This window comes from Microbacterium phosphatis (genome assembly GCF_049177115.1).
GTDB lineage: Bacteria > Actinomycetota > Actinomycetes > Actinomycetales > Microbacteriaceae > Microbacterium > Microbacterium phosphatis.
Map to the genome: position 1 here is coordinate 2,195,885 of NZ_CP185370.1, position 26,644 is coordinate 2,222,528.

The following is a 26,644-nucleotide window of genomic DNA, read 5'->3' on the forward strand; positions in this document are numbered from 1 at the left end:
ATGACCCGACTCCGCTACGCCCTCGTGGGATCCGGATCCCGCGCCCAGATGTACCTCACCGCGATCGCCGAGACGCACTCGGACGTCGCAGAGCTCGTCGCCTGGACCGACACCAACACCGGTCGGCAGGACTGGTCGCTCGCCCAGCACGCCGGCCTCGGATCGCCCGTGCGATTCGAGCCGGATCAGCTGGGCGCGGCGATCGCCGAGCATGCGGTCGACCGGGTGATCATCACGTCGCCGGACTTCACGCACGCCGACTACATCGTCACCTCCCTCGAGGCGGGCGCCGACGTGGTCGTCGAGAAGCCGCTCACCGTGAACGAGGAGGGTGTGCGCCGGATCGCCGACGCGGCCGAGCGCACCGGCGGCGACGTCACCATCACGTTCAACTACCGCTACTCGCCGCGCAACAGCGAGCTCAAGCGCGTGATCGCGTCCGGCGAGATCGGGGAGGTGACGAGCGTGCACTTCGAGTGGGTGCTCGACACCGCCCACGGCGCCGACTACTTCCGCCGCTGGCACCGCGAGAAGGACAAGTCGGGCGGCCTGCTGATCCACAAGGCGAGCCACCACTTCGACCTCGTGGGCTGGTGGATCGCCGACGTCCCGACCCGGGTGTACGCCTCGGGCGGGCTGCGGTTCTACGGCGCCGAGAACGCCGCCCGGCGCGGCCTCGGCCCGCGCCCCGAGCGCGGCACCACCGACTCGCCCCTGCGCGACAGCTTCAGCCTCGATCTGCGCAGCGACCCCACGTGGAAGGGCCTGTACCTCGACCAGGAGCAGCACGACGGCTACCTGCGCGACCGCGACGTGTTCGATCCGGGCATCACGATCGAGGACAACCTCGCGCTCACGGTCGACTACGCCCGGGGCAGCACCATGTCGTACTCGCTGAACGCCCACTCCCCGTGGGAGGGCTACACCGTCGCCGTCAACGGCACCCTCGGCCGCGCCGAGCTGACCGTCATCGAGCGCGGGTCGGTGCTGGTGGACGAGCAGGGGCGCACGGTCGTCGACCCGAGCGCACGGCCCGACCTGGTCGCCGACGACACCCAGCGCCCCGTCGGCGAGCGCCTGGTCGTGCAGAAGCACTTCCAGCCCGCCCGCGAGGTGCCGATCCCCGAGGGGACCGGCGGCCACGGCGGCGGCGACGCGGTGCTGCTGCGCGACGTCTTCATCGGCCGGCAGCCCGACCCGCTCGGGCGCACGGCCGACTGGTCGGACGGCGTGCGGTCGATGGTCGTGGGCCTGGCGGGCAACCGCTCGCTCGAGACCGGCCAGGCCGTGAGGATCTCCGACCTCGATCTCGGATCCGCCGGATCCGCTCTCGCCGGCGTCGCCTCATGAGCCGCATCGTCGTCACCGGCGGCGCGGGGCGTCTCGGTCGCAGCGTCGTCGAGACCCTCGCCGCCGCGGGCCACGAGGTCGTCTCGATCGACCGCACCGCCGCCGAGGGATCCCCCGCGCGGCAGCTGTCGGTGGACCTGCTGGATGCGGCCGGCTGCGCGGCGGCGTTCGCCGAGATCGCGCCGGACGCCGTGGTGCATCTCGCCGCGATCGCCGTGCCGGGGGCGCTCCCCGATCCGGAGATCTTCGACGTCAACACACGGCTGGTGTGGAACGTGCTCGAGGCCTCGCTCGCCGCGGGGGTCGAGGCCCTGCTCGTGGCGTCGAGCCCCACCGTGATCGGCTACGGATCCCCGTCGGGGTGGACGCCGCAGTACCTGCCGCTCGACGAGGATCATCCCGTCGCGCCGTGGAACGGCTACTCCGCCTCGAAGGTGGCCGTGGAGGAGATCGTCCGGATGGCCGTGCGCAAGCACGGCGACAGGCTGCGTCTGGGCGCCTTCCGCCCCTGCTTCGTGATCGCGCCCGAGGAGTGGGCGGGCGCGCCGACCCAGCAGGGCCACACGCTGGCCGAGCGAATCGCCGACCCGGCGCTCTCGGCGGTCGCCCTGTTCAACTACCTCGACGCCCGCGACGCCGGCGAGTTCGTCTCCGCGTGGATCGACCGCGCGGCCCCCGCCGGATCGGACGTCCCCAACGGCACGGTCTTCTTCGTCGGGGCGGCCGATGCGCTGGTGGACGCGCCGACCGCCGAGGCCCTCACCGCCGCGCTGCCGTCGGCGGCCGCGGCCGCCGCGTCGCTCGAGGGCCACGACCCCGTGTTCTCGAGCGCCCGCGCCGAGCGGCTGCTCGGCTGGCGCGCGCACCGGTCCTGGCGCACCGAACTGCTGATCCCCCCTCTTCCCGTCTCAGCTGGCCAGGAGGCCTGATGTCCGAGTTGGTTCTTCCCGATCGCGTCCTGTTCTTCCCCGTCACGGCGTTCGACGCCGCCGGTCGGGTCGACGCCGAGCTCGTCGAGCAGCACGTCGCCGAGCGCGTGGCGTTCGAGCCGGGCGCGGTGTTCGCCGCGTGCGGCACCGGCGAGTACCACGCGCTCTCGATCGACGAGTACTCCACCGTCGTCGAGGCGTCGGTGCGCGGCACCGCCGGGCGGGTGCCGGTGCTCTCGGGCGTCGGCGGCCCCCTCGGGCACGCGCTGGCATCGGCCAGGGAGGCACAGCGCCTCGGCGCCGACGGCCTGCTCGTGATGCCGCCGTACCTGGTGCAGGGCCCGCAGGCCGGCCTCATCGCCTACGTCGAGGCCATCGCGGCGGCGACCGAGCTGCCGCTGATCGTGTACCACCGCGGCAACGCGCAGTTCACGCCCGCCTCGATCGAGAAGGTGCTGCGAATCCCGCAGGTCGTGGGCATCAAGGACGGCGCGGGCGACCTCGCCGTCGCGCAGCGCTTCGTGCGCGCCGCGGCCGACTGCGACCGCGACATCCTCTTCTTCAACGGCCTGCTGACGGCCGAGATGACCCAGGCCGCCTACACGGCGATCGGCGTGCCGATGTACTCGTCCGCCGTGTTCGCGATGGCGCCCGACATCGCCGTGGCCTTCTTCACGGCGCACCGTGCCGGCGACGCCGAGACCCAGGCGCGCCTGCTCGACGGCTTCTACTCGCCGCTCATCGACCTGCGCGACGAGACCCCCGGCTTCGCGGTGTCGCTGATCAAGGCCGGCGTCCGTCTCGGAGGTCTGCCGGTCGGATCCGTCCGGGCCCCCCTCGTCGACCCCACCGACGAGCAGACCGCCCGGCTCGAGGCGCTGCTCGCGACGGGGCGCGAGCTGGTCGCGTGACCTCCTCGGCACCGTCCATCGAGTCGGTCGAGACCCGGCTGATCCGGATCCCGCTGACCCGCCCCTGGGGCGCGGACGTCACCGACATCCAGGTGGTCGCGGTCGCCGTGCGCGATGCGGACGGCGGCGAGGGCCACGGGTTCTCGTGGACGCCGTCGATCGGCGGGGCCGCGGTGAAGGCGCTGCTGGATGTCGACCTGATCCCGGCCGCGCTCGGGCGGCCCGCAGACCCGTCGATCTGGATCGACCTGTGGCATCACGTGCACGAGGCGGGCGGCGGCGGCATCACCACGATCGCGCTCGCCGGCCTCGACCTGGCCCTCTGGGACCTGCGCGCCCGCCGCGCCGGAACATCGGTCACCGACCTCATCGGCCGCCGGCACACCCGGCTGCCCGTGTACGGCAGCGGGGTCAACCTGCACTACTCGCTGGACGAGCTGGTCGCCCAGGCCGAGCGCTGGGTCGCCGCCGGGTTCGGGGCGATCAAGATGAAGGTCGGCAGCCCCGACCTCGCCCGCGACCTCGAGCGCGTGGCGGCGGTGCGCGCCGTGCTCGGCCCCGATCGCCGGCTGCTGGTGGACGCCAACCAGCGCTGGGACCTCGACACCGCCACGCGCGCGGTCGAGGCGCTGGCCGCGCACGGCATCGGCTGGATCGAGGAGCCGCTGCGCGCCGACGATCTCGCGGGCTACCGCGAGCTGGCGTCCCGTCTCGCCCCCCTGGGGGTGCCGATCGCGGCGGGCGAGAACCTGCACACCGTGCACCGATTCCGCGACTTCCTCGATGCCGGCGCGCTGCAGGTCGTCCAGCCCAACATCATCCGCGTGGGCGGGGTCACGCCGTTCCTCGAGATCGCCGAGCTCGCCCGCCAGCGCGGTGTCGAGCTCGCACCGCATCTCCTCCCGGAGCTGTCCGCCCAGCTGGCGTATACGCTTCCCGAGACGGTGTGGATCGAGGACGTCGAGGACGCCGGCTTCGCGTCGCTGGGCGCTCTCGTCACCCCGACCGGCGTCACGGTGGCCGACGGCCGGGTCGCCGGCGGCCCCGACACCGGGCTCGGCCTGCGCTTCGCGTGAGCCCCGATTCCCCGACCGCTTCCCCGCCCGCTTCCCGCAATGACGCATCTCGAGAGGACCCTCGCATGACGGACACCACGATCGATCAGGTGGACGCGATCGCGCGCGCTGCGAAGGACGCGTTCGCCGTCACCTCCCGCACCCACGAGCGCACCCGCGCCGATTGGCTGCGCCGCGCCGCCGATGCCATCGACGCCGACGCCGAGGGCCTCATCGCCCTCGCCGCGGACGAGACGGCGCTGCCCGCGTCGCCGCGCCTGGCGGGCGAGCTCGCCCGCACCACCGCGCAGCTGCGACTGTTCGCGAAGGTGGTCGAGGAGGGCTCCTACCTCGAGGCGACCATCGACCACCCGGACGCCACGGCGACGCCCCCCATCCCCGACCTGCGTCGGGTGCTGCGCCCTCTCGGGCCTGTCGCGGTGTTCGCGGCCTCGAACTTCCCGTTCGCCTTCTCGGTCGCCGGCGGCGACACCGCCTCCGCGCTCGCCGTCGGCTGCCCGGTGGTCGTGAAGGCGCACCCCGGCCACCCCGAGACCTCGCGCCGGATGGCGGGCGTCGTCTCCGCCGCGCTCGCCGAGGCGGGCGCCCCGGCGGGCGTCTTCGCTCTCATCGAGGGGTTCGATGCCGGCCTCGCGCTCGTCGACCACCCCGCGATCCGCGCGGTGGGCTTCACCGGGTCCGTCCGCGGCGGTCGGGCGCTGCTCGACCGCGCCGCGGCGCGCCCCGATCCGATCCCGTTCTACGGCGAGCTCGGGTCGCTGAACCCGGTCGTCATCACGCCGGCCGCCGATGCCGCGCGCGGCGGCGCGCTGGCGGAGGGCCTCGCGGGCTCGTTCCAGCTCGGCGCGGGCCAGTTCTGCACGAAGCCCGGTGTGGTGCTCGTGCCGGAGGGCTCGGCCGTCGAGGCCGCCCTGCCCGGGCTGCTCGCACCGCAGGGCCGCCTGCTGACGCCGTCGATCGCCGAGGGCTTCGCCGCGGGCGCCGATCGCGTCTCGGGGACGCCCGGCGTCGAGGTCGTCGCCGGCGACGCGGCGCCCGGCGGCACCGCGTCGCGGATCGCCGCGGTGTCGGCCGCGGACCTGGTGGCGCACGCCGACGAGCTGCTCGAAGAGGTCTTCGGCCCCTTCACGCTGCTCGTCCGCTACCGCGACGACGCCGAGCGCGATGCCGTCCTGGGCGCCTTCGACGGCAACCTCACCGCGACCCTGCACCATGAGGCCTCCGAGGACGTGACCGACCTCGTCACGCGCCTCGAGGGCATCGCGGGCCGGGTGCTCTTCGCCGGCTGGCCGACGGGCGTCGCCGTCAGCTGGGCCCAGCACCACGGCGGCCCCTGGCCGTCGACGAACGCGCAGTTCACCTCGGTCGGCGCCACCGCCGTTCGCCGCTTCCAGCGCCCCGTCGCGTACCAGGACGCCCCCGAGGCGCTGCTGCCCGACGCGCTCCGCGAGTCGAACCCGCTCGGCATCCCGCGCCGCGTCGACGGAGTGCTCGTCCTGCCGTGACCTTCGCGCCTCCCGGCCCCCTCAGGCGAGGGGGTCGGCGAGGAGCGGTTCGAAGGCGGCCTCTGCCGCCCCGATGAGAAGGCGATCCGCGCCCAGCGCGGCCGGAAGGATCATCAGGCGCTCGCCCGGGGCGGCGAGGGCCAGCTCCCGCACCGCCGCGAGGAGGCCGTCCGGATCCTGCTCGAGCAGGATCGCGAGGAACCCGCCGAGCACGATGACCGACGGATTGAGGGCGTTGACGGCGTTCGCGAGCGCCGCGGCGAGGATACGACGCTGGCGGGCGATCTCCTCGAGCGCGGCAGGCTCGGTCAGCCCGGCCAGGGCCACCCCGAGCTCGGCGTCGTCGGCGGCGGCGAGACCCGCGGCGGCCAGCAGCCGGGCGCGGTTGACCTCGTCCTCGAGCACGCCGTTCTCGGTGCGACGGTCGGCCTCGACCTGGATGCCGGGGCGGCTCTGGCCCCACTCGCCCGCGTAGCCGTCGGCGCCGCCGATGGCGAGCCCGTGCAGCACGAGCCCCCCGCCGATGCCGGAGGCGCCGCCGTTGAGGTAGATCACGTCGGCGTGGTCGATGGCGGCGCCGAACAGGCGCTCGGCGCGGGCGCCGAGCGAGGCGTCGTTGCCGATCACAAACGGCAGCCCCGTGGCCTCCGACAGGCGCCCCGCGATGTCCTCGTCGCGCCATCCGAGGTGCGGTGCGAGGCGCACGACTCCGTCGTCGGCTCGCACGAGCCCGGGCACCGCGGCGCCGCCGCCGACGATGCGGCAGCCGCGCAGCGCTCCCGCGCGCCAGCCGTCGATGATCCGCGCCACCGCGGCGACGACCTCGTCCACCGACAGGCCGACCGACTCGCGCCCCCGCACACGCACCCGGCCGCTGAGGGTCACGGCTCCCACTTCGAGCGCGTCGACCTCGGGGTTGACGGCGATGGCGACGATGTCCTGACTGGCGGCCACGATGGGCGAGGGTCGTCCGACGCGTCGGGTCGGGTCGGGATCGCGCTCCTCGACGAGACCGGCGGCGACCAGCGTCGCGACGAGGTCCGAGACCGTGGAGCGGTTGAGCCCGGTCTGCGCGGTGATCACGGCACGCGAGCGCGGGCCCTCCTGGTGCACAAGACGGAGCACCGCGCCCAGGTTGGCGCGTCGCACCCCCTCGACGCTCGTCGCACGCATCGTCATCCCGCCACCTTGCAGTTTGTTGTCCCTGCCACCTTATGCGGTGGCCGACATCACACCGGCAGGTAGGTGAACCGCGTGGCGCGGGCGGCCCCCCGCGGCTCGGCCCCGTGGCTGGTCGCGTACACGCCGAACCACACCCCGAGGAAGCCCCCGGTCGCCACCGCGTCGAGCTCCCGCGCGCTGATCTCCGCCAGCGGGTGCGCCTCGCCCCGCACATCCTCGTGGGTCAGCACGTAGGCGTAGCCGCGGGCGCGCACCCCCACCGAGCCGACGGAGCCGGGGTCCACGATCGACTCGTGCAGCACCTCGTCCGCACCCGCCCGGCGCTGCGTCACCGCGAGACGGAAGCCCTCTCGCGTGCGGGTGAACCCGACCGTCGCGTGATCGCGCTCGGACTGCCGGATCGCGAAGCCCGCCGTCTCGCCCTCGGCGAGGTCCGCCAGGTCGAGGGCCGCGAACGCGTCGACATCGAAGTGCTGCTGGCGGACGCCGACGAACGTGGAGGTCGACGTGTCGGCGAGGGTGGCCCGCGAGACCGGCAGCACCCATCCGCCGGCGTCGGCCCGTGCCACCTCGGCGGGCAGCGCGCGGGGTGTGGTCCAGCGCACGTCGCCGGGCTCGATCGCCCCGGCCGCACGCGCGTCGGGCTGCCAGGTGCCCGCCGGGGCCGGGGTGACGTCCCAGGGCAGCGCGACCGTCGCCGGCACGCGCCCCTCCCCGGGGGCGAAGACGGGCCAGCCGTCCTCCCACGTCACCGGCAGGACGAAGGTCTCGCGCCCGAGCGGGTAGTGGCGCCCGTCGGGGGCGCGCATCGCGAGCAGCAGCGCCCACCACGATCCGTCCGCCGCCTGCACGAGGTCGGCGTGGCCGGGGCCGATCACGTCGACGCCCCGGCCGAGATGGCGGTGGGTCAGGATCGGATTCGCGCGGTTGCCCTCGAAGGGCCCGGTCGGCGACGTCGAGCGCGCGATCGACACGGCATGGTGGAACTCGGTGCCGCCCTCGGCGGCCAGCAGGTACCAGGTGCCGTCGATCAGCTGCAGGTGCGGCCCCTCGGCCCACACCGCCCCGCGGACGGCGCCAATCCAGACGATGTGCTCGTCGCCGATGAGGCGCTGCTCCGTCGGCGAGTACTCGCGCACCCACACCTGCGTCTGGTGGAACCACTCCGCCTCGGCCTCGGGCGCCAGCCGTGTGCCGTGCAGCCAGACGCGCCCCTCCTCGTCGAAGGCGATCGACGGATCGATGCCGTCCGCGTCGAGCCAGACCGGATCGCTCCAGGGGCCGGATGCATCGGCGGCGGTCACCAGGAAATTGCCGCGTGGGGCGCCCAACGCGTCGCCCTCGCGGGCCACCAGCGTGCACACCACCCAGAACTGGCCGGCGTGGAACCGGATCGTCGCCGCGTACAGCCCGCCCGACGATCCGATGCCGTCCAGGTCGAGCATGCCCGGCCGGTCGATGACGTGGCCGATGGTCTCCCAGTTCGCCAGGTCGCGCGAGCGCATGACCGGCAGCCCCGGGAGGTACTCGAACGTGGACGAGACGAGATAGAACCACTCCCCCACCCGGCACACCGAAGGATCCGGATAGCAGCCGGGCAGGACGGGGTTGGCGATGGTCGTCATGCGGCTGCGATCCGGATCCGGGGTCGGGGCGTCAGGCGACGGAGACCGAGACGATGCGCGGGTCGGCGGGGGTGACGACATGGGCGTCGCCCGTCAGGGTGACCGTCGCACGGGGCGTGGCCGAACCCGGGAGCGTGCGCGTGCCGGCCTTCTTCTCGTTCGTGATGGCCCCGCCCGTCGACTCGTCCGTGTGGGCGACGACGGCGGACGCCTCGGCGTGCGCGCCGACCCACACCTGCAGGTCGCCGGCCTCGACCACACGCACCATCGAGCGGTCGGTGAACGACACCCGCTGCGTGGGCACCGAGAACGAGACGCGGCGCGACTGCCCGGGCTCGAGAGCGACGCGCGCGTAGCCGAGCAGCTGCGCGACGGGCCGCGTGATCGAGGCGACGACGTCGCGGCCGTAGAGCTGCACGACGTCGACGCCGGCGACCTCTCCGGTGTTGGTGACGGTCACCTCGGCCGTGAACGAGCCGCCCGTGGGCGCCGTGTCGTCGACCTGCAGGTCGCCGTACGCGAACTGCGTGTACGACAGACCGAAGCCGAACGGGCGCAGCGGCGTCGGGTCGGTCGAGGTCACATCCGACGGACCGCCCAGGATCGGGTGCAGGTAGCTGTACGGCGACGAGCCGGACGAGCGGGGAAGGCTGACAGGGAGCCGGCCCGAGGGCGTGGTCCGTCCGGTCAGGACGGAGGCGATGGCGGGGCCTCCCTCCTCGCCCGGGAAGAACGCCTGGATGACGGCGCCCGGGGTGGCCTCCCCGTCCAGGGCCCAGGAGATCGCATACGGGCGGCCGGTGAGGAGGACGACGACGACCGGCGTGCCGGTGGCGACGAGCTGCTCGACGAGCTCGCGCTGCACACCGGGCAGCTCGAGCGAGTCGACGTCGTTGCCCTCGCCGACCGTGCCGCGGCCGAACAGGCCCGCCTGGTCGCCGACGACGACGATCGCCACGTCCGCCGCGGAGGCGGTCTCGACGGCCTCGGCGAAGCCGGAGCGGTCGTCGCCCTCGACCTCGGCGCCGCGCGCGTAGACGACCTCGGCGTCGGGCAGCGCCGCCACGAGCGCCTCGCGCACCGTGGGGATCTCGAAGCCGATCTCGTGGTCGGGGTGATGCGCGAGCACGTGGTTCGCGAACGAGTAGCAGCCCTGCAGGGCCTCGACCCGGTCGGCGTTGGGGCCGATCACGGCGACGCGACGCGCGTCCGCCGCGAGCGGCAGCACCCCGTCGTTCGAGAGCAGCACCAGCGATTCGGCCGCCAGACGGTGCGCGATGTCGCGGTGACGCGGCGAGTCGAGGTCGACCTCGGTGGGCGCCTCGTCCTCGAAGGCGTCGGCCTCGAGCAGGCCGAGGTCCTCCTTCTGCTGGAGCGCACGCAGCACCGCGCGGTCGAGGTAGGCCTCGTCGAGCTCGCCCGAGCGCACGCGCTCGACGAGCGGCGCGAGGTACGCGTCGCCCGTGGGCAGCTCGATGTCGATCCCGGCCTGCAGGGCGTAGGCCGCTGCCGCACCGCGGTCGGCGGCGACCGCGTGCATGACCTCGAGGAACGCGATCGCGAAGTAGTCGGCGACGACCACGCCGTCGAAGCCCAGCTGGTCGCGCAGCACGTCGGTGAGCAGCTCGGGGCTCGAGGCCACGGGGACGCCGTCGACCTCGGTGTAGCTGTTCATCACGGACCGGACGCCGCCGTCGCGGATCGCCATCTCGAAGGGCGGCAGGAAGACGTCCGCGATCTCACGCGGGCCGGCGTGCACCGGCGCGTGGTTGCGGCCGGCGCGCGAGTTCGAGTAGCCCACGAAGTGCTTGAGCGTGGCGTGCACGCCCGTCGACTGCAGGCCCGTGACATACGCGGTGCCGAGGGTGCCGACCACATACGGGTCCTCGGCGATGCACTCGTCGACGCGACCCCAGCGCGGGTCGCGGATGACGTCCAGCACCGGGGCCAGCCCCTGGTGGATGCCGAGCTCGCGCATCGACTCTCCGATGACAGCACCCATCTCCTCGACCAGCTCGGGGTCGAACGACGCACCCCAGGCGAGCGGCGTCGGGAAGGTCGCCGCCTTCCAGGCGGCGAGGCCCGTGAGGCACTCCTCGTGCACGAGCGCCGGGATGCCCAGGCGCGTCTCCCGCTTCAGGCGGCGCTGCTCGCTCCACAGCCAGGCGGCCCGCTCGGCCGGCTCGACCGGTCGGGTGCCGTACACCCGGGTGTACTGGCCGAGGCCGTGCTTCGTGATGTCGGCGAGGGTGCGCCCGTCCTTCGACGTGCTCATCTCGTCGGCCATGGGGGCGACGACCTCGCCGCCCTGGTCGAGCCAGTAGCCCACGATCTGGGCCGCCTTCTCCTCCAGGGTCATGTCGGCGACGATCGCGCGCACGCGATCCGACGTCGTGGGCCAGGCAGGGACGTGCGAGGTCATGTGGTTCTCCGTGAAAGCAGGATGTGCAGGGGTGAAGGGCGAGCCGGGCGGCTCAGCCCTTCACCGCACCGGTGAGGCCGCCGACGATGCGGCGCTCGAACAGGCTGAAGAAGATCAGCGCGGGCAGCATGGACAGCGACGTGTAGGCCAGGATCATGGCCGCATCGGAGGCGTACTGCGACGTCGCGGCGTTCTGCACCGCGAGCGGCAGCGTGTACTTGTCCGATCCGAGCAGGAACAGCGGCAGCAGGTAGCCGTTCCACGATCCGACGAACGCCAGGATGCCCGTGGTGATCACGCCGGGCAGGCTGAGCGGCAGCACCATGCGGAAGAAGAAGCCCAGGCGGCCCGTGCCGTCGATCGCCGCGGCCTCCTCGAGCTCCATCGGGATGGCCTTCAGGAACGGCACGAGGATGATGATCGTCGTCGGCAGCGCGAAGGCGATCTGCGGCAGGATCAGGCCGATGTGGGTGTTCGTCAGACCGAGCGCGCGCACCATGATGTACAGCGGCGTGATGGCGACGGTGGCGGGGAACATCAGGCCGGCCGCGAACAGCGAGTACATCTGGGTCTTGCCGGTGAAGTTGTAGCGCGCCATCACGTAGCTCGCCATCAGCCCCAGGGCGACCGTGCCGAGCGCGGTGCCGAGGCCGACGACGACCGAGTTCATCAGGGCGGGCCAGAAGTTCGATCCGGTCAGGACGTTGATGTAGTTCGCGGGGTTCCACGGGTTCGGGAAACCGGCCGGGTCGGTCGTGAACTGGGCGTTGTCACGGAAGCCGCCGATGATGACGTACAGGACCGGCGTGATGCAGACCGTGACGAGGATGATCGCCGCGAGGTAGACGCCGGGGCTTCCCCACTTGACGTACTCCTTGGGCTTGCGCGTGCGCTTGTTCACCGGGGTGATGGCGAGAGAGGTCTCGAGGCTCATTTCGCGTCCTTTGCGGGGGCGTCGGTCAGGGCGCCGTCGATGTCGCGACGCAGCACGAAGCGCTGGTAGACGAGGCCGACGATGAGGGAGATGAGGAACAGCAGGACGGCGACGGCCGATCCGAAGCCGTACTCGCCCGACAGGTGACCCTCGGTGTACATGTAGAAGGCCATCGTGTGGACGCCCGCGCTCGGCGCGATGCGGCCCCAGACGATGAAGACGAGGTCGAACAGCTGCAGCGAGCCGATGATCGACAGGAACGCCCAGATGCGGATCGTGGGTCCGAGCAGCGGCAGCGTGATGCTCCACTGCATCTTCCAGAAGCTGGCGCCGTCGATGGCGGCCGCCTCGTAGAGCTCCTCCGGGATCGACTGCATGCCCGCGAGCATGAGGATCACCGCGAAGCCGATGTACTTCCACGTGATGATGATCATCAGCGACCAGAACGCGATGTTCGGGTCCGAGAGCCACGAGATGTCCAGCCCGAACAGCTGGTTGATGGCGCCCGTGTCCTGCATGAGCATGCTCCACGCAAGACCCACAACGACCTCGCTGATCACGTAGGGCACGAAGATCATGATGCGGATGAACGAGCGGCCCTTGATCTTCTGGTTCATGACCAGCGCGAACAGGATCGCGAGCGGGCCCTGCAGCACGATCGAGGCGATCACGATGCCGAAGTTGTGACCGACAGCCTCACGGAACTCGGGATCCTCGAGGATCCAGACGTAGTTCTGCAGCCCGTTCCACTCGAGGGCGCCGATGCCGTCCCACTTGAAGAAGCCGTAGAAGGCGGCGAGGAAGACGGGGAAGATGACGAAGGTCAGGAAGATGAGGATCGCCGGTCCGGAGAGGAGGGCGATCTCGCCGTTCTTGCGCCAGTCGATGCGCCGGCGGCGAGCCACCGGACGCGGCGTCTCGCGCTGCCCGGCGGGGTCGATCCTCCCAGCCGCGGGAGCGGTCTGAGTCGTGCTCATGGTCGTGTAACCCGTCCTTAAGTCGTGGTTCGGGCCGGCCCGCCGCAGCGGGCCGGCCCGAGGTCATGCGTTGTCAGTCGCGCTCGGCGGCCTTCGAGACGTCGTCGATCACTGCCTGGGCCGATCCGTCGCCGGCGAACATCTTCACCACGCCGTCGTTGAGGGCGGTGCCGATGTTCTGGCCGAGCAGCGTGTCGAGCCACATGCTCATGTAGGGCGACTCCTGGTAGGCGGCGAGGAACGTCTTCTCGACGTCGCCCTCGACGGCCTTCTGGGCCTCAGCCGAGGCGGGCAGCGACGAGTACGCCGTGGCGTACTTGCCCTGCCACTCGGGCGAGGCGATGAAGTTCAGGAAGTCCTCGCAGGACGACGGCGAGTCGACCGAGCACGAGAACCCGTCGACGCCGCCCATCATCGCGGCCGGGTCGCCCTTGCCGCCGTCGACGGCCGGGAACGGGAACCAGCCGAGGTCGGGCAGCGGCTTCTTGTCGGGCGTCAGGTCGGCGATCACGCCCACGTCCCAGCCGCCCATGACCTCCATGGCGGCCTTGTGGTTGGCGATGAGGCCGGCCGACGAGTTCGCGACGCTCTGCGCGGGGGTCGTCAGGAAGCCCTTGTTGAAGGGCTCGGTGCCGATGAACTCCTCGAGCTGCTCGGCGGCGTCGAGCCAGCACGGGTCGCTGAAGTCCTTCGTCGTGGCGATGTCGAGGAGCGTGTCCTTGTCGCACGAGCGCAGGGCGAACCAGTAGTACCAGTGCGCGGCGGGCCAGGCGTCCTTCGCGCCGACGGCGATCGGGTCGATGCCCGCGTCCTTCAGCTTGGTGACGGCGTCGTTGAGCTCGTCGATGGTCGTCGGCGTCTCGGTGATGCCGGCCTGCTCGAACAGGTCCTTGCTGTAGAAGACGCCGCCGGGGAGGACCGCGGTGGGGACGCCGTAGATCTTGCCCTCGACCGAGAACGCGGCGAACGGGGCGTCGCCGTAGTCGGCCATGACGTCGTCGCTGACGAGGTCGGTCAGGTCCTTGACGAGGCCCGCCTTCACCACGTCGGCGAGCTTGCCGCCGCCGCGCGCCATGAAGATGTCGGGCATGTCCTTCGACTGGACGGCGGTCTGGAGCTTGCCGTCCATCTGCTCGTTCTGGATGTCCTCGATCTTGAAGGTGACCTCGGGGTGCTCCTCCGTGAAGGCCGCGGTGGCGTCACGCCAGTACGCCTGGCCGGGGCCCGTGGTCGAGTTCTGCCAGATCGTGAGAACGCTGGCCTCGCCGTCGCCGCCCTTGTCGCCGCCGTTGGTCGGGGCGGTGGAGGTCGTGCAGCCGGTCAGGGCCAGCGTGGCCACTGCGGCGACGGCCGCGCCGGCGGCCCATGCCTTGCGAACGCTCATGTGAGCTTCTCCTCTTCGTTGAGTTCGGGGCCGTCCCGCCCGGCGATGCTGCCGGGTCCTCCAGGACGTCCGAAACCAAGATGACACCCGTTTGGGGGACATGTCAAACGTTATCGATAACGTTTTCGACGCTATGATGCTCTTCACAGGCCCTGCGACGAGGCAGAGTCGGATGCGACGCGCCGCGATCTGCGGGCGCAGTGCGAGGGAGAGATGTGAGCGCCACACCAGGGCACCACACGGCGACGCGACGGGTCACGATCCGCGACGTCGCGCACGCGGCCGGAGTCTCGGTCGCGACCGTGTCGAAGGTCATGAACGGGCGCGACGGGATCGCCGCCGCGACGAGCGAGCGGGTCCTGGGCGTGGTCGACCAGCTGGGCTACGAGACGTCCCTCGTCGCCTCGTCGATGCGCAAGCGCCGCACGCAGGTGATCGGCGTGCTGGTCGCCGAGTTCGAGCCGTTCTCGCTGCAGCTGATGAACGGCGTCTCGTCGGCGCTGCAGCAGACGGCCTACGACATCCTCGCGTACGCCGGATCCGTCTCCGCGGGCGACCACGCGGGCTGGGAGCGCCGCTCGCTCTCCCGCCTCGGCGGCACCCTCATCGACGGCGCCATCATCGTGACCCCCACCGTCACACTCGACGAGATCTCCGTGCCGGTGGTCGCGATCGATCCCCACACCGGGCCGACCGGCCCCGCGGCCATCGACACCGACAACGTGGGCGGTGCCCGCATGGCGACCGAGCACCTCATCTCGCTCGGCCACCGGCGCATCGGCCACCTGCGGGGCCGCACCGACCTGCTCTCGGCGCAGCAGCGCGAGCAGGGCTACCGCGACGCCCTCGCGGCCGCGGGCATCCCGGTCGACGAGTCGCTCATCGTGGACGCCGGCTACAACGCCGCGCGCGCGACGGCCGCGGCGGGGGCGCTGCTCGGCCGCCCCGACCGCCCCACCGCGATCTTCGCCGCCAACGACGTCACCGCCCTCGAGGTCATCCGCGTGGCCGCGTCGCGCGGCCTCAGCGTGCCGATCGACCTCTCCGTCATCGGCTTCGACGACCTGCCGGCCGCCGGCAACGGCCGCCCCGGCCTCACGACCATCCGGCAGCCCCTGCTCGAGATGGGCACGGCGGCCGTGCACCTGCTGCTCGCGATGCTCGACGGCGGCGCCAGCGAGCGCATCCAGATGCCCGCCGAGCTCATCGTGCGCGATTCGACGCGCTCCCCGCTCGTCTTCTGACCCCCGTTTCCCGAGAGGACGACGTCCCGACATGACCCACCCCCGCACCGCCGCCGTCGAGGCGGCCCTGACCGATCCGTCCGGCGCTCCCCTGGCCAACGCCGACGTCGTCGTCGAGCAGGTCCGCCACGCCTTCGCGTTCGGGAACATCGGGTTCGAGCTCGTCCCGCACGCCAACGGCGAGGACGACCTGTCGCCGCTCGCCGACGACTGGCTCGGCGTGTTCGACACCGCGACGCTCCCCTTCTACTGGGGTCGATTCGAGCCCACCCAGGGACGGCCGGACACCGCCCGTCTGCAGGCGGCCGCGCGGTGGTTCGCCGATCGGGGTGTGCGCGTGAAGGGCCACCCGCTCGTCTGGCACACCGTGAAGGCTGCCTGGCACGACGCCCTGCCCTCGGACGAGGCCGAGCGCACCCTGCGCGCTCGCGTCGCCCGAGAGGCGCGCGACTTCGCCGGGCTCGTCGACACCTGGGATGCGATCAACGAGGTCGCCATCATGCCCGACTTCGACAACGAGCCCGACGGCGTGCCGAACGCCGTCTCGCGGCTCGCGCGCGAGCTCGGCCGCACCGGCATCGTGCGCCTCGCGTTCGAGACCGCCCGAGAGGCCAATCCCGCCGCGACCCTGCTCATCAACGACTTCGACCTGTCGGAGCGGTACGAGCGCGTGATCGAGGATGCGCTCGAGGCCGGCATCCGGATCGACGCGATCGGCCTGCAGACCCACATGCACCAGGGCTTCCGGGGCGAGGAGCAGCTGCGCGAGGTCGCCGACCGCTTCGCCCGGTTCGGGCTGCCCCTGCACTTCACCGAGTCCAGCCTCGTGTCGGGCGACATCATGCCCGCGCACATCGACGACCTGAACGACTACGTGGTCGACTCCTGGCCGTCCACGCCCGAGGGCGAGCAGCGCCAGGCCGACGAGATCGAGCGCCTCTACCGCACCCTCACCGACCATCCCGCGGTCGAGGCCATCACGTACTGGGGCATCACGGATCGCGGTGCCTGGCTCGGTGCGCCGATCGGCCTGGTGCGGGCCGACGGCACCCGGAAGCCGGCCTACGATCGCCTGCGCTCGCTGATCCGGGGCGAATGGTGGATGGCGCCGACGGCGATGCGCACCGACGCCGACGGCCGCCTCCGCATCGAGGGCTGGAAGGGCGACTACCGCGTCACGGCGGGCGACCGGACGATCGACGTCGTCGTCGTCTGAGAGCCTCGTCCAGCCCGGCGGCGGATAGCCTGTCGGGATGCCCGAACTCTCCCCCCTCGCCTGGGCGGCGCTCGCCGTCGCGGCCATGGCGGTGGGGGTGTCGAAGACCGCCCTGCCCGGCGTGAACACGCTGGCGATCGCGATCTTCGCCGCCATCCTGCCCGCGCGCGCATCCACCGGAGCCCTGCTCGTGCTGCTGATCGTCGGCGACGCGTTCGCGATCTGGACGCACCGCAAGCACGCCCGGCTGAAGGCGCTGCTGCCGCTCATCCCGGCCGTGGCGATGGGCCTCGTGCTGGGGTGGGGATTCCTGCTGTTCGCGACCGACACGTGGACGCGCAAGGTGATCGGGGCGATCCTGCTGCTCGTGGTGGGCGTCACCCTGTGGCGGAGGCGACTGGCGACCGCGGCCGAGGGGGCGCAGAGCCAGGGGCTCGTCGCGGCGGGCGCCTACGGCACGCTCGGCGGCTTCACCACCATGGTCGCGAACGCCGCCGGGCCGGTGATGTCGATGTACTTCCTCGCCGCGCGCTTCCCGATGCGCGCGTTCCTCGGCACGACCGCGTGGTTCTTCGCCGGCATCAACCTCGCCAAGCTTCCGTTCTCGATCAGCCTCGGCATCATCCAGGTCCCGACCCTGCTGATGGACGTGCTGCTCGTCCCCGGGGTGGTGGCCGGCGCCTTCCTCGGGCGCTCCCTGCTGGGCAAGCTCGACCAGGTCACCTTCGAGCGGATCGTCATCGTGCTCACCGTCGTCGGCGCGCTGTACCTGCTGATCGCCTGACGCCCGGCGCTCACCGCTCGGGCAGCGTGAACCTCCAGCCGGCGGCCAGGCGCTCGCCGACCACGGTCTTCACCGCCTCGAGGGTGCCACGGCGATCGCCCCCGCCGTCGTGGCACAGCACGAGCTCACCCGGGCGCATCGCGGCGCGGAGGTTCTCGGTCAGGATCGCGACGTCCTGCGTCTCCCAGTCGAGGATCGTGTTCGCCACCGCGAGCGAGCGCATGCCCAGCTCCGCCGCGACCGACGAGGTCACGCCCCACGCGCCGTTCGGGGCCCGCCAGTAGGGCACATCGGCATCGGGCACGGCGGCGCGGATGATCTCGAGGTTCTCGACCATGTCGGCGCGCACCCGAGCCGCATCCCACTCCCCCATGGCCTCGAACGAGGTCGAGTGGTTGCAGAGGACGTGGCCTTCCGCGACCGTGCGGCGCAGGATGTCGGCCCCGGCGCCCTGCTGCACGTTCGATCCGATCACCGCGAACACGGCGCGGATCCCCTCGTCCCGCAGGAAGTCGAGCAGGGCGGGGGTGGTCGCGGGATCCGGGCCGTCGTCGAAGGTGAGGGCGCACACGAGCCCCTCGCCCTGCGCGCGGATCACGTGCGATTCGGGGACGCGGGACGAGGGGCTCGCGGGGGTCATGCTGCGACGGTAGCGGAGTGCGCCTGCACGAGGTCGCGCAGCCACAGGCCGCTGTCCTTCACGATGCGCTCCTGGGTGTCGTAGTCGACCCGCACGATGCCGAAGCGCTTGGAGTAGCCGTAGCCCCACTCGAAGTTGTCGAACAGCGACCACACCATGTAGCCGCGCAGATCGACGCCCCGATCGATCGCGCACCGGGCGGCGGCGAAGTGGCGCCGCAGGTACCGGACGCGGTCGGCGTCATGCACCCGGGGGCCGTCCGGCGTCTGGGTCACCTCGTCGGCGAAGGCCGCGCCGTTCTCGGTGATGACGAGCGGCTGGCCGGGGAACTGCTCCGAGAGCGAGACGAGGAGGTCCTCGAGGCTCTCGGGCGCGATGTTCCAGCCCATGTCGGTGTACGGCCCCTCCTGCGGGAGGAAGTCGACCATCTCGCTGCCGGGCCACGCCGATCCGCCGACGTCCTTGTGGCCGTCGTTGCGCTCGCGGGCGCCCTCGCCGTCCCACATGCGGACCGTGACGGTCGAGTAGTAGTTCACGCCGAGGAAGTCGAGCGGCTGGTGGATCTGCGAGAGGTCGCCGTCCTTCACGAAGGACCAGTCGGTGACCTCGCGGGTGTCCGCGAGCAGATCCTCGTCGTACCGGCCGAGCAGCATCGGCGACGTGAACGCGCGGTTGGCGAGCGCGTCGATGCGACGCTTCGCCTCGGCGTCGTCACCGAGGGGCACGTGGAAGTTGAGCGTCACCGACAGCTCGGGGTCGTTCGTCGCGGCTGCGCGGATCGCCTGGACGCCGAGCCCGTGCGCGAGGTTCAGGTGGTGCACGGCGGCCAGCGCGCCCTCGGGCTCGGTGCGGCCGGGGGCGTGCGAGGCCGACCCGTAGCCGAGGTAGGCCGAGCACCACGGCTCGTTGAGCGTGGTCCAGGCGGCGATGCGGTCGCCCAGTACGCCGGCGGCGACCGAGGCGTACTCCGCGAAGCGCTCGGCGGTGGAGCGTGCCACCCAGCCGCCCTGATCCTCGAGCTCCTGCGGCAGGTCCCAGTGGTACAGCGTGGCGATCGGGCGGATGCCGCGATCGAGCAGACCGTCGACGAGGCGGCTGTAGAAGTCGGCGCCCTTCTGGTTGAGGACCGATCCCGCGTGCGGCAGCAGACGCGACCACGAGATCGAGAAGCGGTACGCCTGCAGCCCCATCTCGCTCATCAGGTCGAGGTCCGACTCCCAGCGGTGGTAGTGGTCATCGGCGATGTCGCCGTCGTCCCCGTTCCAGACCTTGCCGGGGGTCTTGCTGAAGGTGTCCCAGATCGACGGCGTGCGCCCGTCCTCGGCGGCGGCGCCTTCGATCTGGAAGGCGGCGGTGGCGGATCCGAAGAGGAACCCCTCGGGGAAGCGCAGGGGGACGTCGTCGTAGTGGGACATGGATGGGGCTCTCCTGGGTCGCGTCGGAAGGGACTTCCTCCAGGATGGCAGAGATCATGGGAGCGCTCCCACGCGCCCCGGCCGACCGGCCGTCGGCGACACGCTGGGAATGTGCTCTCCGACGTTGCACCACCCCGAGGGCGTTGATATGTTCTACATCACAACAATTCACCGACGACGCTGAAAGCGGGTCAGTTCCATGTCCCTCACGCCCACCAAGGAAGACAAGTTCTCCTTCGGTCTCTGGACCATCGGCTACAACGGCACCGACCCGTTCGGCGGCCCGACTCGTCCGGCGCTCGACGTCGTGCACGTGGTCGAGAAGCTCGCCGAGATCGGCGCCTACGGCCTCACCTTCCACGACGACGACCTCTTCGCGTTCGGCTCGACCGACGCCGAGCGTCAGACCCAGATCGACCGCCTCAAGGGCGCGCTGGCCGACACGGGCCTCATCGTCCCGATGGCCACCACCAACCTCTTCTCGGCCCCGGTCTTCAAGGACGGCGGCCTGACCTCCAACGACCGCGACGTGCGTCGTTACGCGCTGCGCAAGGTGCTCCGCAACATCGACCTCGCCGCCGAGCTCGGCGCCGAGACCTACGTCGCGTGGGGCGGCCGCGAGGGCGCCGAGTACGACTCGGCCAAGGACATCCGCGTGGCGCTCGAGCGCTACAAGGAGGCGTTCAACTTCCTCGGCCAGTACGTCCTCGACAAGGGCTACAACATGCGCTTCGCCATCGAGCCGAAGCCGAACGAGCCCCGCGGCGACATCCTGCTCCCGACGGTCGGCCACGCGCTCGCCTTCATCAACGAGCTGGACCACCCCGAGCTCGTGGGCCTGAACCCCGAGGTCGGCCACGAGCAGATGGCGGGCCTGAACTTCCAGGCGGGCATCGCCCAGGCCCTGTGGCACGAGAAGCTGTACCACATCGACCTCAACGGCCAGCGCGGCATCAAGTACGACCAGGACCTCGTGTTCGGTCACGGCGACCTGCACAACGCGTTCGCGCTCGTCGACCTGCTCGAGAACGGCGGCCCGAACGGCGGCCCCGCCTACACCGGCCCCCGCCACTTCGACTACAAGCCCTCGCGCACCGAGGACGAGAACGGCGTCTGGGAGTCGGCCAAGGCCAACATCCGCACCTACCTCCTCCTCAAAGAGCGCGCGAAGGCGTTCCGCGCCGACGCCGAGGTCCAGGAGGCCCTGAAGGCCGCCAAGGTCGACGAGCTCGCCGTCCCGACGCTCAACGAGGGCGAGACCGTGGCCGACCTCGTCGCCGACCGGGGCACGTTCGAGGACTTCGACACCGACGCGTACTTCGGCGGCAAGGGCTTCAACTTCGTCCGCCTGCAGCAGCTCGCCACCGAGCACCTGCTCGGCGCGCGCTGAGATGACCCTGGTCGCGGGCGTCGATTCGTCGACGCAGAGCTGCAAGGTCGTCGTCCGCGACCTCGAGTCCGGTGAGGTCGTCCGCACGGGACGGGCGACCCACCCGGCCGGCACGTCGGTCGACCCCGCGTTCTGGTGGGATGCGCTGCAGAGCGCCCTCGCCGACGCGGGGGGACTCGGTGACGTCGCGGCACTGTCCGTCGGCGGTCAGCAGCACGGCATGGTGGCGCTGGATGCCGACGGGCGCGTCATCCGCGACGCCCTCCTGTGGAACGACACCCGCTCGGCGGACGCCGCCGCGGCGCTGACCGAAGAGGTCGGCGCCGAGGAGTTCGCCCGTCGCACGGGTGTGGTGCCCGTCGCCTCGTTCACGGCGACGAAGCTGCGCTGGCTGGCCGATGCCGAGCCCGAGAACGCCGCGAAGGTGGCGGCCGTCGCGCTGCCGCACGACTGGCTGACCTGGCGCCTGCGCGGCTACGGCCCCCAGGGCGAGTCGCCGCTGGGGCCGGTGCTCGACGAGCTCGTCACCGACCGCTCCGACGCGAGCGGCACGGCGTACTTCGACGGCGAGTCCGGCGAGTACGACCGCGAGCTGCTGTCGCTGGCGCTGCGTCGCGACGCGTCGGCCGTGGTCCTCCCCCGCGTGCTCGGCCCCGCCGAGTCCGTGCGCGGCGGGTCCGGATCGCTGACCGACGGTCTCGTGATCGCGCCCGGCTGCGGCGACAACGCCGGCGCCGCGCTCGGTCTGGGCGCCGCGGCAGGCGACGTCGTCGTCTCGATCGGCACCTCGGGCACCGTGTTCGCGGTGACCGAGACGCCGGTGCGCGACGCGAGCGGAGCCGTCGCCGGCTTCGCCGACGCCTCCGGCCTGTACCTGCCGCTGGTGGCCACCATGAACGCCGCCCGCGTGCTCGACGCGGTCGCGCGCCTCCTGGGCGTCGACCACGGCGAGCTCGGCGAGCTGGCGCTGGCGGCCGAGGCCGGCTCCGGCGGGCTGGTGCTGCAGCCGTACTTCGAGGGCGAGCGCACGCCAAACCTGCCCGATGCCACGGCGACCCTGTTCGGCATGACCCTGGCCTCGACGACGCGCGAGAACCTCGCACGCGCCGCGGTCGAGGGCATGCTCTCGGGTCTCGCCGACGGCCTCGACGCGGTGCGCAGGCACGGCGTCTCGGTCGAGCGCGTCCTCCTGGTCGGCGGTGCCGCCCAGAACCCGGCCGTGTCGGGGATCGCCGCGCAGGTGTTCGACGCGCAGGTCGTTGTGCCGCTGCCGGGCGAGTACGTCGCCGCCGGCGCGGCCGTCCAGGCCGCCTGGTCCCTCACGGGCCGGCGCCCCACGTGGAACGTCGAGCTGGTGGCGGCCCCCGCGGTCGACACCCGCGCGGTGATCCGCGAGCAGTACGCCGCGCGTCGCTGACGCGCAGTCCCCCGCGCAGCCCCGTCGGATCCTCGGATCCGGCGGGGCTGCGTCGTGTCGGAGGTCCTCGCTACCGTGGGCGCATGGAGCTCACCGGGGTCGAGGCCCGACGCCTGCGGTTCGCCGCCCATCTGCTCGGCGGGTCCGACCTCACGCCGGCCGAGGTCGTGGCGCGCGGTGTCGCCTTCCAGGGGCAGGATCTGCCCGCGGTCCTGCGGGCGATCGCCATCCGCTCCCGGCCGGGCACAACGCTCGACGACGTCCGCGCCGCGTTCGACCGCGGCGAGATCGTGCGCTCCTGGCCGATGCGCGGCACCCTGTTCGCGACCACGCCCGCTCATCTCGCGACGATCCTGCATCACACGGCCGAGCGGATGCTGCGCTCCACCGCGCGGCGGAGGGAGCAGCTGGGGCTCGACGACGCGACGCTCGACCGTGCGCGGCGGCTCCTGACCGAGGCGCTGCGGGACCGCGCGCTCACCCGGGCCGAGACGCTGGCGCTCTGGCAGGCGCACGACATCCCGACCGACGCGGGCCGCGGCTACCACCTGATCTTCCATCTCGCCGAGGAGGGCCTGATGCACTGGGGGCCGTTCGCCGGCGCGCAGCAGCAGCTGGTGCCCACGCCGCCGCGCGAGGCCCCCACCGACCTCGCGCCGATCATCCGGGGCTACGTGCTCGCGCGCGGCCCGCTCTCCCCGGACGACGCGGCGTGGTGGCTGAAGCTGCCGAAGACCGCCGTGCGCGCGGCGGCCGCGCGGATCGACGACCTGCGGGTGGTGGCCGTCGACGGCCGGCCGGCGTGGGTGATCGGCGAGCCCGAGGTCCCGGCCGCCTCGGGCGTGACGCTGATCCCGGGATTCGACGAGTGGATCCTGGGCTACGCCGATCGGTCGCTGGTCGCCTCCCCCGAGGCGCTCGAGGCCATCCTGCCGGGCGGCAACGGCGTCTTCCGCCCCTCGGTCCTGGTCGACGGCGTCGCGGTCGGCACGTGGCGCGGGGGCGAGCTGACGGCGCTCGTCGGCCGCACGAACGCCGCAACGCGCACGGCGGTCGGCCGGGCCCTCTCGGCCTGGCCGCACGACTGACTCAGCCGGGGAGCACCGACTCGCCGATGGGGCCGGGGTTGCACGCGATCTCCCAGCGGTAGCCGTCGGGGTCGGCGAAGTACCCCGAGTAGCCGCCCCACTCGCGGGCCCGCGGCTCGGCGACGATCTCGGCGCCCGCCTCGCGCGCCTCGGCGATCACCGCGTCGACCTCCGCCTCGGTGGCGAGGTTGTGCGCGAGGGTGACGGGCGGCGTCCCGCCGGACATCACGGGGCCGATCTCGTGCTCGGCCGCGTCGCGAGCCCAGAGCGAGAGGATCAGCCGCTCGCCGATCCTCAGCATCAGCACCTCGCCGGCCACGTGCAGCTCCGGGGTCCAGCCGAGCCCGTCGACGTAGAACCGCGAGCTCGCCTCGACGTCCGCGACGACGAGGGTGAGGAAGCTGAGGCGCTGATCCATGTCAGCGATGGTGCCACGCGCGGCGCCGCCGCGACAGGATCAGCCAGAAAGCGCGGCCTCCCGACCGGGAGAGCCGCGCTTTCTGGCGGAACAGGAGGCCTACGCCGCGACGGCCAGGGTCGCGGCCTCCACCACGAGCGCCCCCTCACGGGCGTCGACCGTCACGGAGCCGCCCTCGGCGAGCGCACCCGAGACGAACAGGTCGGCGATGCGGTCGTCCAGCTCGCGCTGGATCAGGCGGCGCAGCGGACGGGCGCCGTACTCGGGCTCGTACCCGCGCTCGGCGAGCCAGTCCACCGCCGCCTCCGACACCTCGAGCGACACCGACCGCGCGTCCAGGCGCGCACGGGTCGCGCCGAGCATCAGCGAGACGATCCGGCGGAGCTGCTCCTTCTCGAGCTTGCGGAACAGGACGATCTCGTCGATCCGGTTCAGGAACTCCGGACGCATCGACTCGCGCAGGCGCCCCATCACGCGCGCCCGCAGATCCTCTTCGCCGTACGATCCGTCGCCGGCCGAGAAGCCGATGCCGGAGCGCGCGGCCAGGAACTCGGATCCGAGGTTCGAGGTCATCACGACCACCGTGTTGCGGAAGTCGACCGTGCGGCCCTGCCCGTCGGTCAGGCGGCCGTCGTCGAGCACCTGCAGCAGCAGGTTGAACACGTCGGGGTGGGCCTTCTCGATCTCGTCGAACAGCACGATCGAGTACGGGTTGCGGCGCACGCGCTCGGTGAGCTGGCCGGCCTCGTCGTAGCCCACGTATCCGGGAGGGGCGCCGACGAGACGGGCCACCGTGTGGCGCTCGCCGAACTCGCTCATGTCGAAGCGGACGATCGCGCCCTCGTCGTCGAACAGGTTCGAGGCGAGTGCCTTGGCGAGCTCGGTCTTGCCGACGCCCGTGGGGCCGAGGAAGAGGAACGAGCCGACCGGCCGGCGCGCGTCGCCCATGCCGGTGCGGCTGCGGCGCACCGCCTTGGCGACCGCGGCGACCGCGTCGTCCTGCCCGATGACCCGCGCGTGCAGATCGGTCTCGAGCGAGGCCAGGCGCTCGCGCTCGGATTCGGTGATGCGCGCCACGGGGATCCCGGTGGCCCGGCTCACCACCGCCGCGATCTCCGGCTCGTCGACCACCGCCGGCGCGGTGACGGCCGACTCGGTGTCGATCCGGCGCTGCACCTCGGCGATCTCGTCGCGCAGCCGCAGCGCGTCCTCGTAGCGCTCGGCGGCGACCGCCGAGTTCTTCTCGGACTCGAGTGTGGCCAGGCGCTCCATCAGGGCGCTGACGTCCGCAGGGGCGCCGAGGCGCAGCCGAAGGCGCGCCCCGGCCTGGTCGATGAGGTCGATCGCCTTGTCGGGCAGCACACGCTCGGTGAGGTACCGGTCGCTGAGCTCGACGGCCGCGCGGAGGGCGTCGTCGGTGAAGGCCACACAGTGGTGCTCCTCGTAGGCGGGCCGGAGGCCGCGCAGGATCTCGATCGCGTCGGGCACGGAGGGCTCCCCCACACGCACGGGCTGGAAGCGGCGCTCGAGTGCGGCGTCCTTCTCGATCGTGCGGTACTCGCGCAGCGTCGTCGCACCCACCAGGTGCAGCTCGCCGCGGGCAAGACGGGGCTTGAGGATGTTGCCCGCGTCCATCGATCCCTCGCCGCCGCCACCGGCGCCGACGACCGTGTGGATCTCGTCGATGAACAGGATCACGTCGTCCTGGTGCGCGACGACCTCGTCGATCGTCTTCGTGAGGCGCTCCTCGAAGTCGCCGCGGTACCGGGTGCCGGCGAGCATGGCGGCGAGATCCAGCGCGATCACGCGCTTCTCGCGCAGCTGCTCCGGCACCTCGCCGGCGACGATCGCCCGCGCCAGGCCCTCGACGACGGCGGTCTTGCCGACACCGGCCTCGCCCACGAGCACCGGGTTGTTCTTGGTGCGGCGCGACAGGATCTCGATGGTCTGCTCGATCTCGGAGGCGCGGCCGATCACGGGGTCGAGAAGGCCGTCGCGGGCGCGCTGGGTGAGGTCGGTGCCGTAGGTGGCGAGCATCCCCGGCTGGTCGGCCGCGGCCTCGCTCGCGGCCGCAGGCGCGGTGGGGTCGCCGGCGATGGTCTCGCGCACGCCCTGCGTCAGGGCCTCGGCGGTGATGCCGGCGTCCTGCAGGATGCGCCCCGCGGGGGTGTCCTGGGCGAGCACCAGCGCGAAGAAGACGTGCTCGGGGTCGATGTAGGTGGATCCCGAGGAGCGCGCGACCTGGAAGGCGTGGAACAGCGCGCGCTGGACGGAGGTCGTCACGACGGCGCCGTCGACGTCGGCGGCGGCTCCCGCCTGCGGGAGGCGCCGCTCGGCGGCCTCTGCCACCGCGGCGGCGTCCGCGCCGATGTGCGCGATCGCCTCGGCCACCGTCTCGTCCGAGGTCAGCTCCTTCAGCACGTGCAGCGCGTCGAGCTCGGCCTGCCCGCGCCCGAGGGCGTAGCGTCCCGCGCGCTGCAGCAGGTCCTGAGTGCGCGCGCTCATGTAGCGGGCCAGGTCGATCGACCGGCTCGCGCGGGCGCGCTCGCCCTGCAGGTAGCGGGCGAGGAACTCGTCGAAGGCGCTCGCGCCCGAGCCGCCGAAGGGGTCGTTGGTGGGGGTGTCGGACATCCCGGATCTCCTCCCAGATGGGATCGCAGAGTTGCGTGCTGTCGCATCCAGTTTGGACTTGAGTCGCAGCTTGTCAACTTCAACGCAGAGGCGGCTCCGCTATTCC

The 26,644-nt window shown here is 72.2% G+C and carries 21 protein-coding genes; 11 read left to right on the forward strand and 10 right to left on the reverse strand.

The window, feature by feature from the left end:
• From ACOKGD_RS10475 to ACOKGD_RS10495, 5 genes are all read left to right on the forward strand, one after another.
• A complete protein-coding gene (locus tag ACOKGD_RS10475; RefSeq protein ID WP_342337261.1) occupies positions 1-1,350 on the forward strand; it encodes a Gfo/Idh/MocA family protein in 1,350 nt (449 codons plus the stop codon).
• The gene (locus ACOKGD_RS10480) at positions 1,347-2,279 is read left to right on the forward strand and encodes an NAD-dependent epimerase/dehydratase family protein (protein WP_342337262.1); all 933 of its coding nucleotides are present in this window, start codon (positions 1,347-1,349) and stop codon (positions 2,277-2,279) included. Before ACOKGD_RS10475 ends, ACOKGD_RS10480 begins: the two co-directional genes overlap by 4 nt.
• Positions 2,279-3,190, forward strand: coding sequence for a 5-dehydro-4-deoxyglucarate dehydratase (locus ACOKGD_RS10485; protein ID WP_342337263.1), 912 nt, complete (start codon positions 2,279-2,281; stop codon positions 3,188-3,190). Before ACOKGD_RS10480 ends, ACOKGD_RS10485 begins: the two co-directional genes overlap by 1 nt.
• Positions 3,187-4,266 (forward strand): mandelate racemase/muconate lactonizing enzyme family protein, encoded by a 1,080-nt coding sequence (locus ACOKGD_RS10490; protein ID WP_342337264.1) that lies wholly within the window; start codon positions 3,187-3,189, stop codon positions 4,264-4,266. Before ACOKGD_RS10485 ends, ACOKGD_RS10490 begins: the two co-directional genes overlap by 4 nt.
• Positions 4,267-4,331: 65 nt before the next feature.
• Entirely contained in the window at positions 4,332-5,771 is a 1,440-nt protein-coding gene (locus ACOKGD_RS10495; protein ID WP_342337265.1) for an aldehyde dehydrogenase (NADP(+)), read from the forward strand.
• 21 nt (positions 5,772-5,792) lie between these two features.
• Here the strand turns inward: ACOKGD_RS10495 and ACOKGD_RS10500 are convergent, their stop codons facing one another.
• From ACOKGD_RS10500 to ACOKGD_RS10525, 6 genes are all read right to left on the reverse strand, one after another.
• Entirely contained in the window at positions 5,793-6,950 is a 1,158-nt protein-coding gene (locus ACOKGD_RS10500) for an ROK family transcriptional regulator (protein WP_342337266.1), read from the reverse strand.
• Between the two features lie 50 nt (positions 6,951-7,000).
• Entirely contained in the window at positions 7,001-8,578 is a 1,578-nt protein-coding gene (locus ACOKGD_RS10505) for a glycoside hydrolase family 43 protein (RefSeq protein ID WP_342337267.1), read from the reverse strand.
• A 31-nt stretch (positions 8,579-8,609) separates the two neighbouring features.
• Complete coding sequence (locus ACOKGD_RS10510; protein WP_342337268.1) at positions 8,610-11,000, reverse strand: glycoside hydrolase family 3 N-terminal domain-containing protein; 2,391 nt, start codon at positions 10,998-11,000, stop codon at positions 8,610-8,612.
• 52 nt (positions 11,001-11,052) lie between these two features.
• Positions 11,053-11,934 carry a carbohydrate ABC transporter permease gene (locus tag ACOKGD_RS10515; RefSeq protein WP_342337269.1) on the reverse strand — a complete coding sequence of 294 codons (882 nt, stop codon included), beginning with the start codon at positions 11,932-11,934 and terminating at the stop codon, positions 11,053-11,055.
• Positions 11,931-12,911, reverse strand: coding sequence for a carbohydrate ABC transporter permease (locus tag ACOKGD_RS10520; RefSeq protein WP_342337270.1), 981 nt, complete (start codon positions 12,909-12,911; stop codon positions 11,931-11,933). Before ACOKGD_RS10520 ends, ACOKGD_RS10515 begins: the two co-directional genes overlap by 4 nt.
• Before the next feature lie 73 nt (positions 12,912-12,984).
• Positions 12,985-14,295 carry an extracellular solute-binding protein gene (locus ACOKGD_RS10525; RefSeq protein ID WP_342337271.1) on the reverse strand — a complete coding sequence of 437 codons (1,311 nt, stop codon included), beginning with the start codon at positions 14,293-14,295 and terminating at the stop codon, positions 12,985-12,987.
• Between the two features lie 215 nt (positions 14,296-14,510).
• Here ACOKGD_RS10525 and ACOKGD_RS10530 point away from each other — a divergent pair, with 215 nt between their 5' ends.
• Genes ACOKGD_RS10530 through ACOKGD_RS10540 form a run of 3 tightly spaced genes read left to right on the forward strand, consistent with a single transcriptional unit; the run spans position 14,511 to position 17,539 of the window.
• A complete protein-coding gene (locus tag ACOKGD_RS10530; protein WP_342337272.1) occupies positions 14,511-15,539 on the forward strand; it encodes a LacI family DNA-binding transcriptional regulator in 1,029 nt (342 codons plus the stop codon).
• Between the two features lie 31 nt (positions 15,540-15,570).
• Positions 15,571-16,755 (forward strand): endo-1,4-beta-xylanase, encoded by a 1,185-nt coding sequence (locus tag ACOKGD_RS10535; RefSeq protein WP_342337273.1) that lies wholly within the window; start codon positions 15,571-15,573, stop codon positions 16,753-16,755.
• 37 nt (positions 16,756-16,792) lie between these two features.
• Complete coding sequence (locus ACOKGD_RS10540) at positions 16,793-17,539, forward strand: sulfite exporter TauE/SafE family protein (protein ID WP_342337274.1); 747 nt, start codon at positions 16,793-16,795, stop codon at positions 17,537-17,539.
• 10 nt (positions 17,540-17,549) lie between these two features.
• Here ACOKGD_RS10540 and ACOKGD_RS10545 read toward each other — a convergent pair whose 3' ends face one another.
• A complete protein-coding gene (locus tag ACOKGD_RS10545) occupies positions 17,550-18,179 on the reverse strand; it encodes a polysaccharide deacetylase family protein (RefSeq protein ID WP_342337275.1) in 630 nt (209 codons plus the stop codon).
• Positions 18,176-19,594, reverse strand: a complete 1,419-nt coding sequence (locus ACOKGD_RS10550; protein ID WP_342337276.1) for a GH1 family beta-glucosidase — start codon at positions 19,592-19,594, stop codon at positions 18,176-18,178. The genes ACOKGD_RS10545 and ACOKGD_RS10550 overlap by 4 nt, the downstream gene beginning before the upstream one ends.
• Positions 19,595-19,793: 199 nt before the next feature.
• On the opposite strand from ACOKGD_RS10550, the gene xylA reads away from it, so the two are divergent.
• From xylA to ACOKGD_RS10565, 3 genes are all read left to right on the forward strand, one after another.
• A complete protein-coding gene (xylA, locus tag ACOKGD_RS10555; protein ID WP_342337277.1) occupies positions 19,794-20,984 on the forward strand; it encodes a xylose isomerase in 1,191 nt (396 codons plus the stop codon).
• Position 20,985: 1 nt separating this feature from the next.
• Positions 20,986-22,401, forward strand: coding sequence for a xylulokinase (gene xylB, locus ACOKGD_RS10560; RefSeq protein ID WP_342337278.1), 1,416 nt, complete (start codon positions 20,986-20,988; stop codon positions 22,399-22,401).
• Between the two features lie 83 nt (positions 22,402-22,484).
• Positions 22,485-23,489, forward strand: coding sequence for a winged helix DNA-binding domain-containing protein (locus ACOKGD_RS10565; protein WP_342337279.1), 1,005 nt, complete (start codon positions 22,485-22,487; stop codon positions 23,487-23,489).
• A gap of 1 nt (position 23,490) precedes the next feature.
• Here the strand turns inward: ACOKGD_RS10565 and ACOKGD_RS10570 are convergent, their stop codons facing one another.
• Together ACOKGD_RS10570 and ACOKGD_RS10575 are read right to left on the reverse strand one after the other, a co-directional pair.
• On the reverse strand, positions 23,491-23,907 hold the full coding sequence (locus ACOKGD_RS10570; protein WP_342337280.1) for a VOC family protein: 417 nt from the start codon (positions 23,905-23,907) through the stop codon (positions 23,491-23,493).
• A 99-nt stretch (positions 23,908-24,006) separates the two neighbouring features.
• The gene (locus ACOKGD_RS10575) at positions 24,007-26,538 is read right to left on the reverse strand and encodes an ATP-dependent Clp protease ATP-binding subunit (RefSeq protein WP_342337281.1); all 2,532 of its coding nucleotides are present in this window, start codon (positions 26,536-26,538) and stop codon (positions 24,007-24,009) included.
• Between the last annotated feature and the right edge of the window lie 106 nt (positions 26,539-26,644).

Bases quoted from the DNA above. Each gene is read 5' to 3' on its own strand.
- ACOKGD_RS10475 (WP_342337261.1), top strand. From the start codon at position 1: ATGACCCGACTCCGCTACGCCCTCGTGGGATCCGGATCCCGCGCCCAG.
- ACOKGD_RS10480 (WP_342337262.1), top strand. From the start codon at position 1,347: ATGAGCCGCATCGTCGTCACCGGCGGCGCGGGGCGTCTCGGTCGCAGC.
- ACOKGD_RS10485 (WP_342337263.1), top strand. From the start codon at position 2,279: ATGTCCGAGTTGGTTCTTCCCGATCGCGTCCTGTTCTTCCCCGTCACG.
- ACOKGD_RS10495 (WP_342337265.1), top strand. From the start codon at position 4,332: ATGACGGACACCACGATCGATCAGGTGGACGCGATCGCGCGCGCTGCG.
- ACOKGD_RS10500 (WP_342337266.1), bottom strand. From the start codon at position 6,950: ATGACGATGCGTGCGACGAGCGTCGAGGGGGTGCGACGCGCCAACCTG.
- ACOKGD_RS10505 (WP_342337267.1), bottom strand. From the start codon at position 8,578: ATGACGACCATCGCCAACCCCGTCCTGCCCGGCTGCTATCCGGATCCT.
- ACOKGD_RS10510 (WP_342337268.1), bottom strand. From the start codon at position 11,000: ATGACCTCGCACGTCCCTGCCTGGCCCACGACGTCGGATCGCGTGCGC.
- ACOKGD_RS10515 (WP_342337269.1), bottom strand. From the start codon at position 11,934: ATGAGCCTCGAGACCTCTCTCGCCATCACCCCGGTGAACAAGCGCACG.
- ACOKGD_RS10520 (WP_342337270.1), bottom strand. From the start codon at position 12,911: ATGAGCACGACTCAGACCGCTCCCGCGGCTGGGAGGATCGACCCCGCC.
- ACOKGD_RS10525 (WP_342337271.1), bottom strand. From the start codon at position 14,295: ATGAGCGTTCGCAAGGCATGGGCCGCCGGCGCGGCCGTCGCCGCAGTG.
- ACOKGD_RS10535 (WP_342337273.1), top strand. From the start codon at position 15,571: ATGACCCACCCCCGCACCGCCGCCGTCGAGGCGGCCCTGACCGATCCG.
- ACOKGD_RS10540 (WP_342337274.1), top strand. From the start codon at position 16,793: ATGCCCGAACTCTCCCCCCTCGCCTGGGCGGCGCTCGCCGTCGCGGCC.
- ACOKGD_RS10545 (WP_342337275.1), bottom strand. From the start codon at position 18,179: ATGACCCCCGCGAGCCCCTCGTCCCGCGTCCCCGAATCGCACGTGATC.
- ACOKGD_RS10550 (WP_342337276.1), bottom strand. From the start codon at position 19,594: ATGTCCCACTACGACGACGTCCCCCTGCGCTTCCCCGAGGGGTTCCTC.
- xylA (WP_342337277.1), top strand. From the start codon at position 19,794: ATGTCCCTCACGCCCACCAAGGAAGACAAGTTCTCCTTCGGTCTCTGG.
- xylB (WP_342337278.1), top strand. From the start codon at position 20,986: ATGACCCTGGTCGCGGGCGTCGATTCGTCGACGCAGAGCTGCAAGGTC.
- ACOKGD_RS10565 (WP_342337279.1), top strand. From the start codon at position 22,485: ATGGAGCTCACCGGGGTCGAGGCCCGACGCCTGCGGTTCGCCGCCCAT.
- ACOKGD_RS10570 (WP_342337280.1), bottom strand. From the start codon at position 23,907: ATGGATCAGCGCCTCAGCTTCCTCACCCTCGTCGTCGCGGACGTCGAG.
- ACOKGD_RS10575 (WP_342337281.1), bottom strand. From the start codon at position 26,538: ATGTCCGACACCCCCACCAACGACCCCTTCGGCGGCTCGGGCGCGAGC.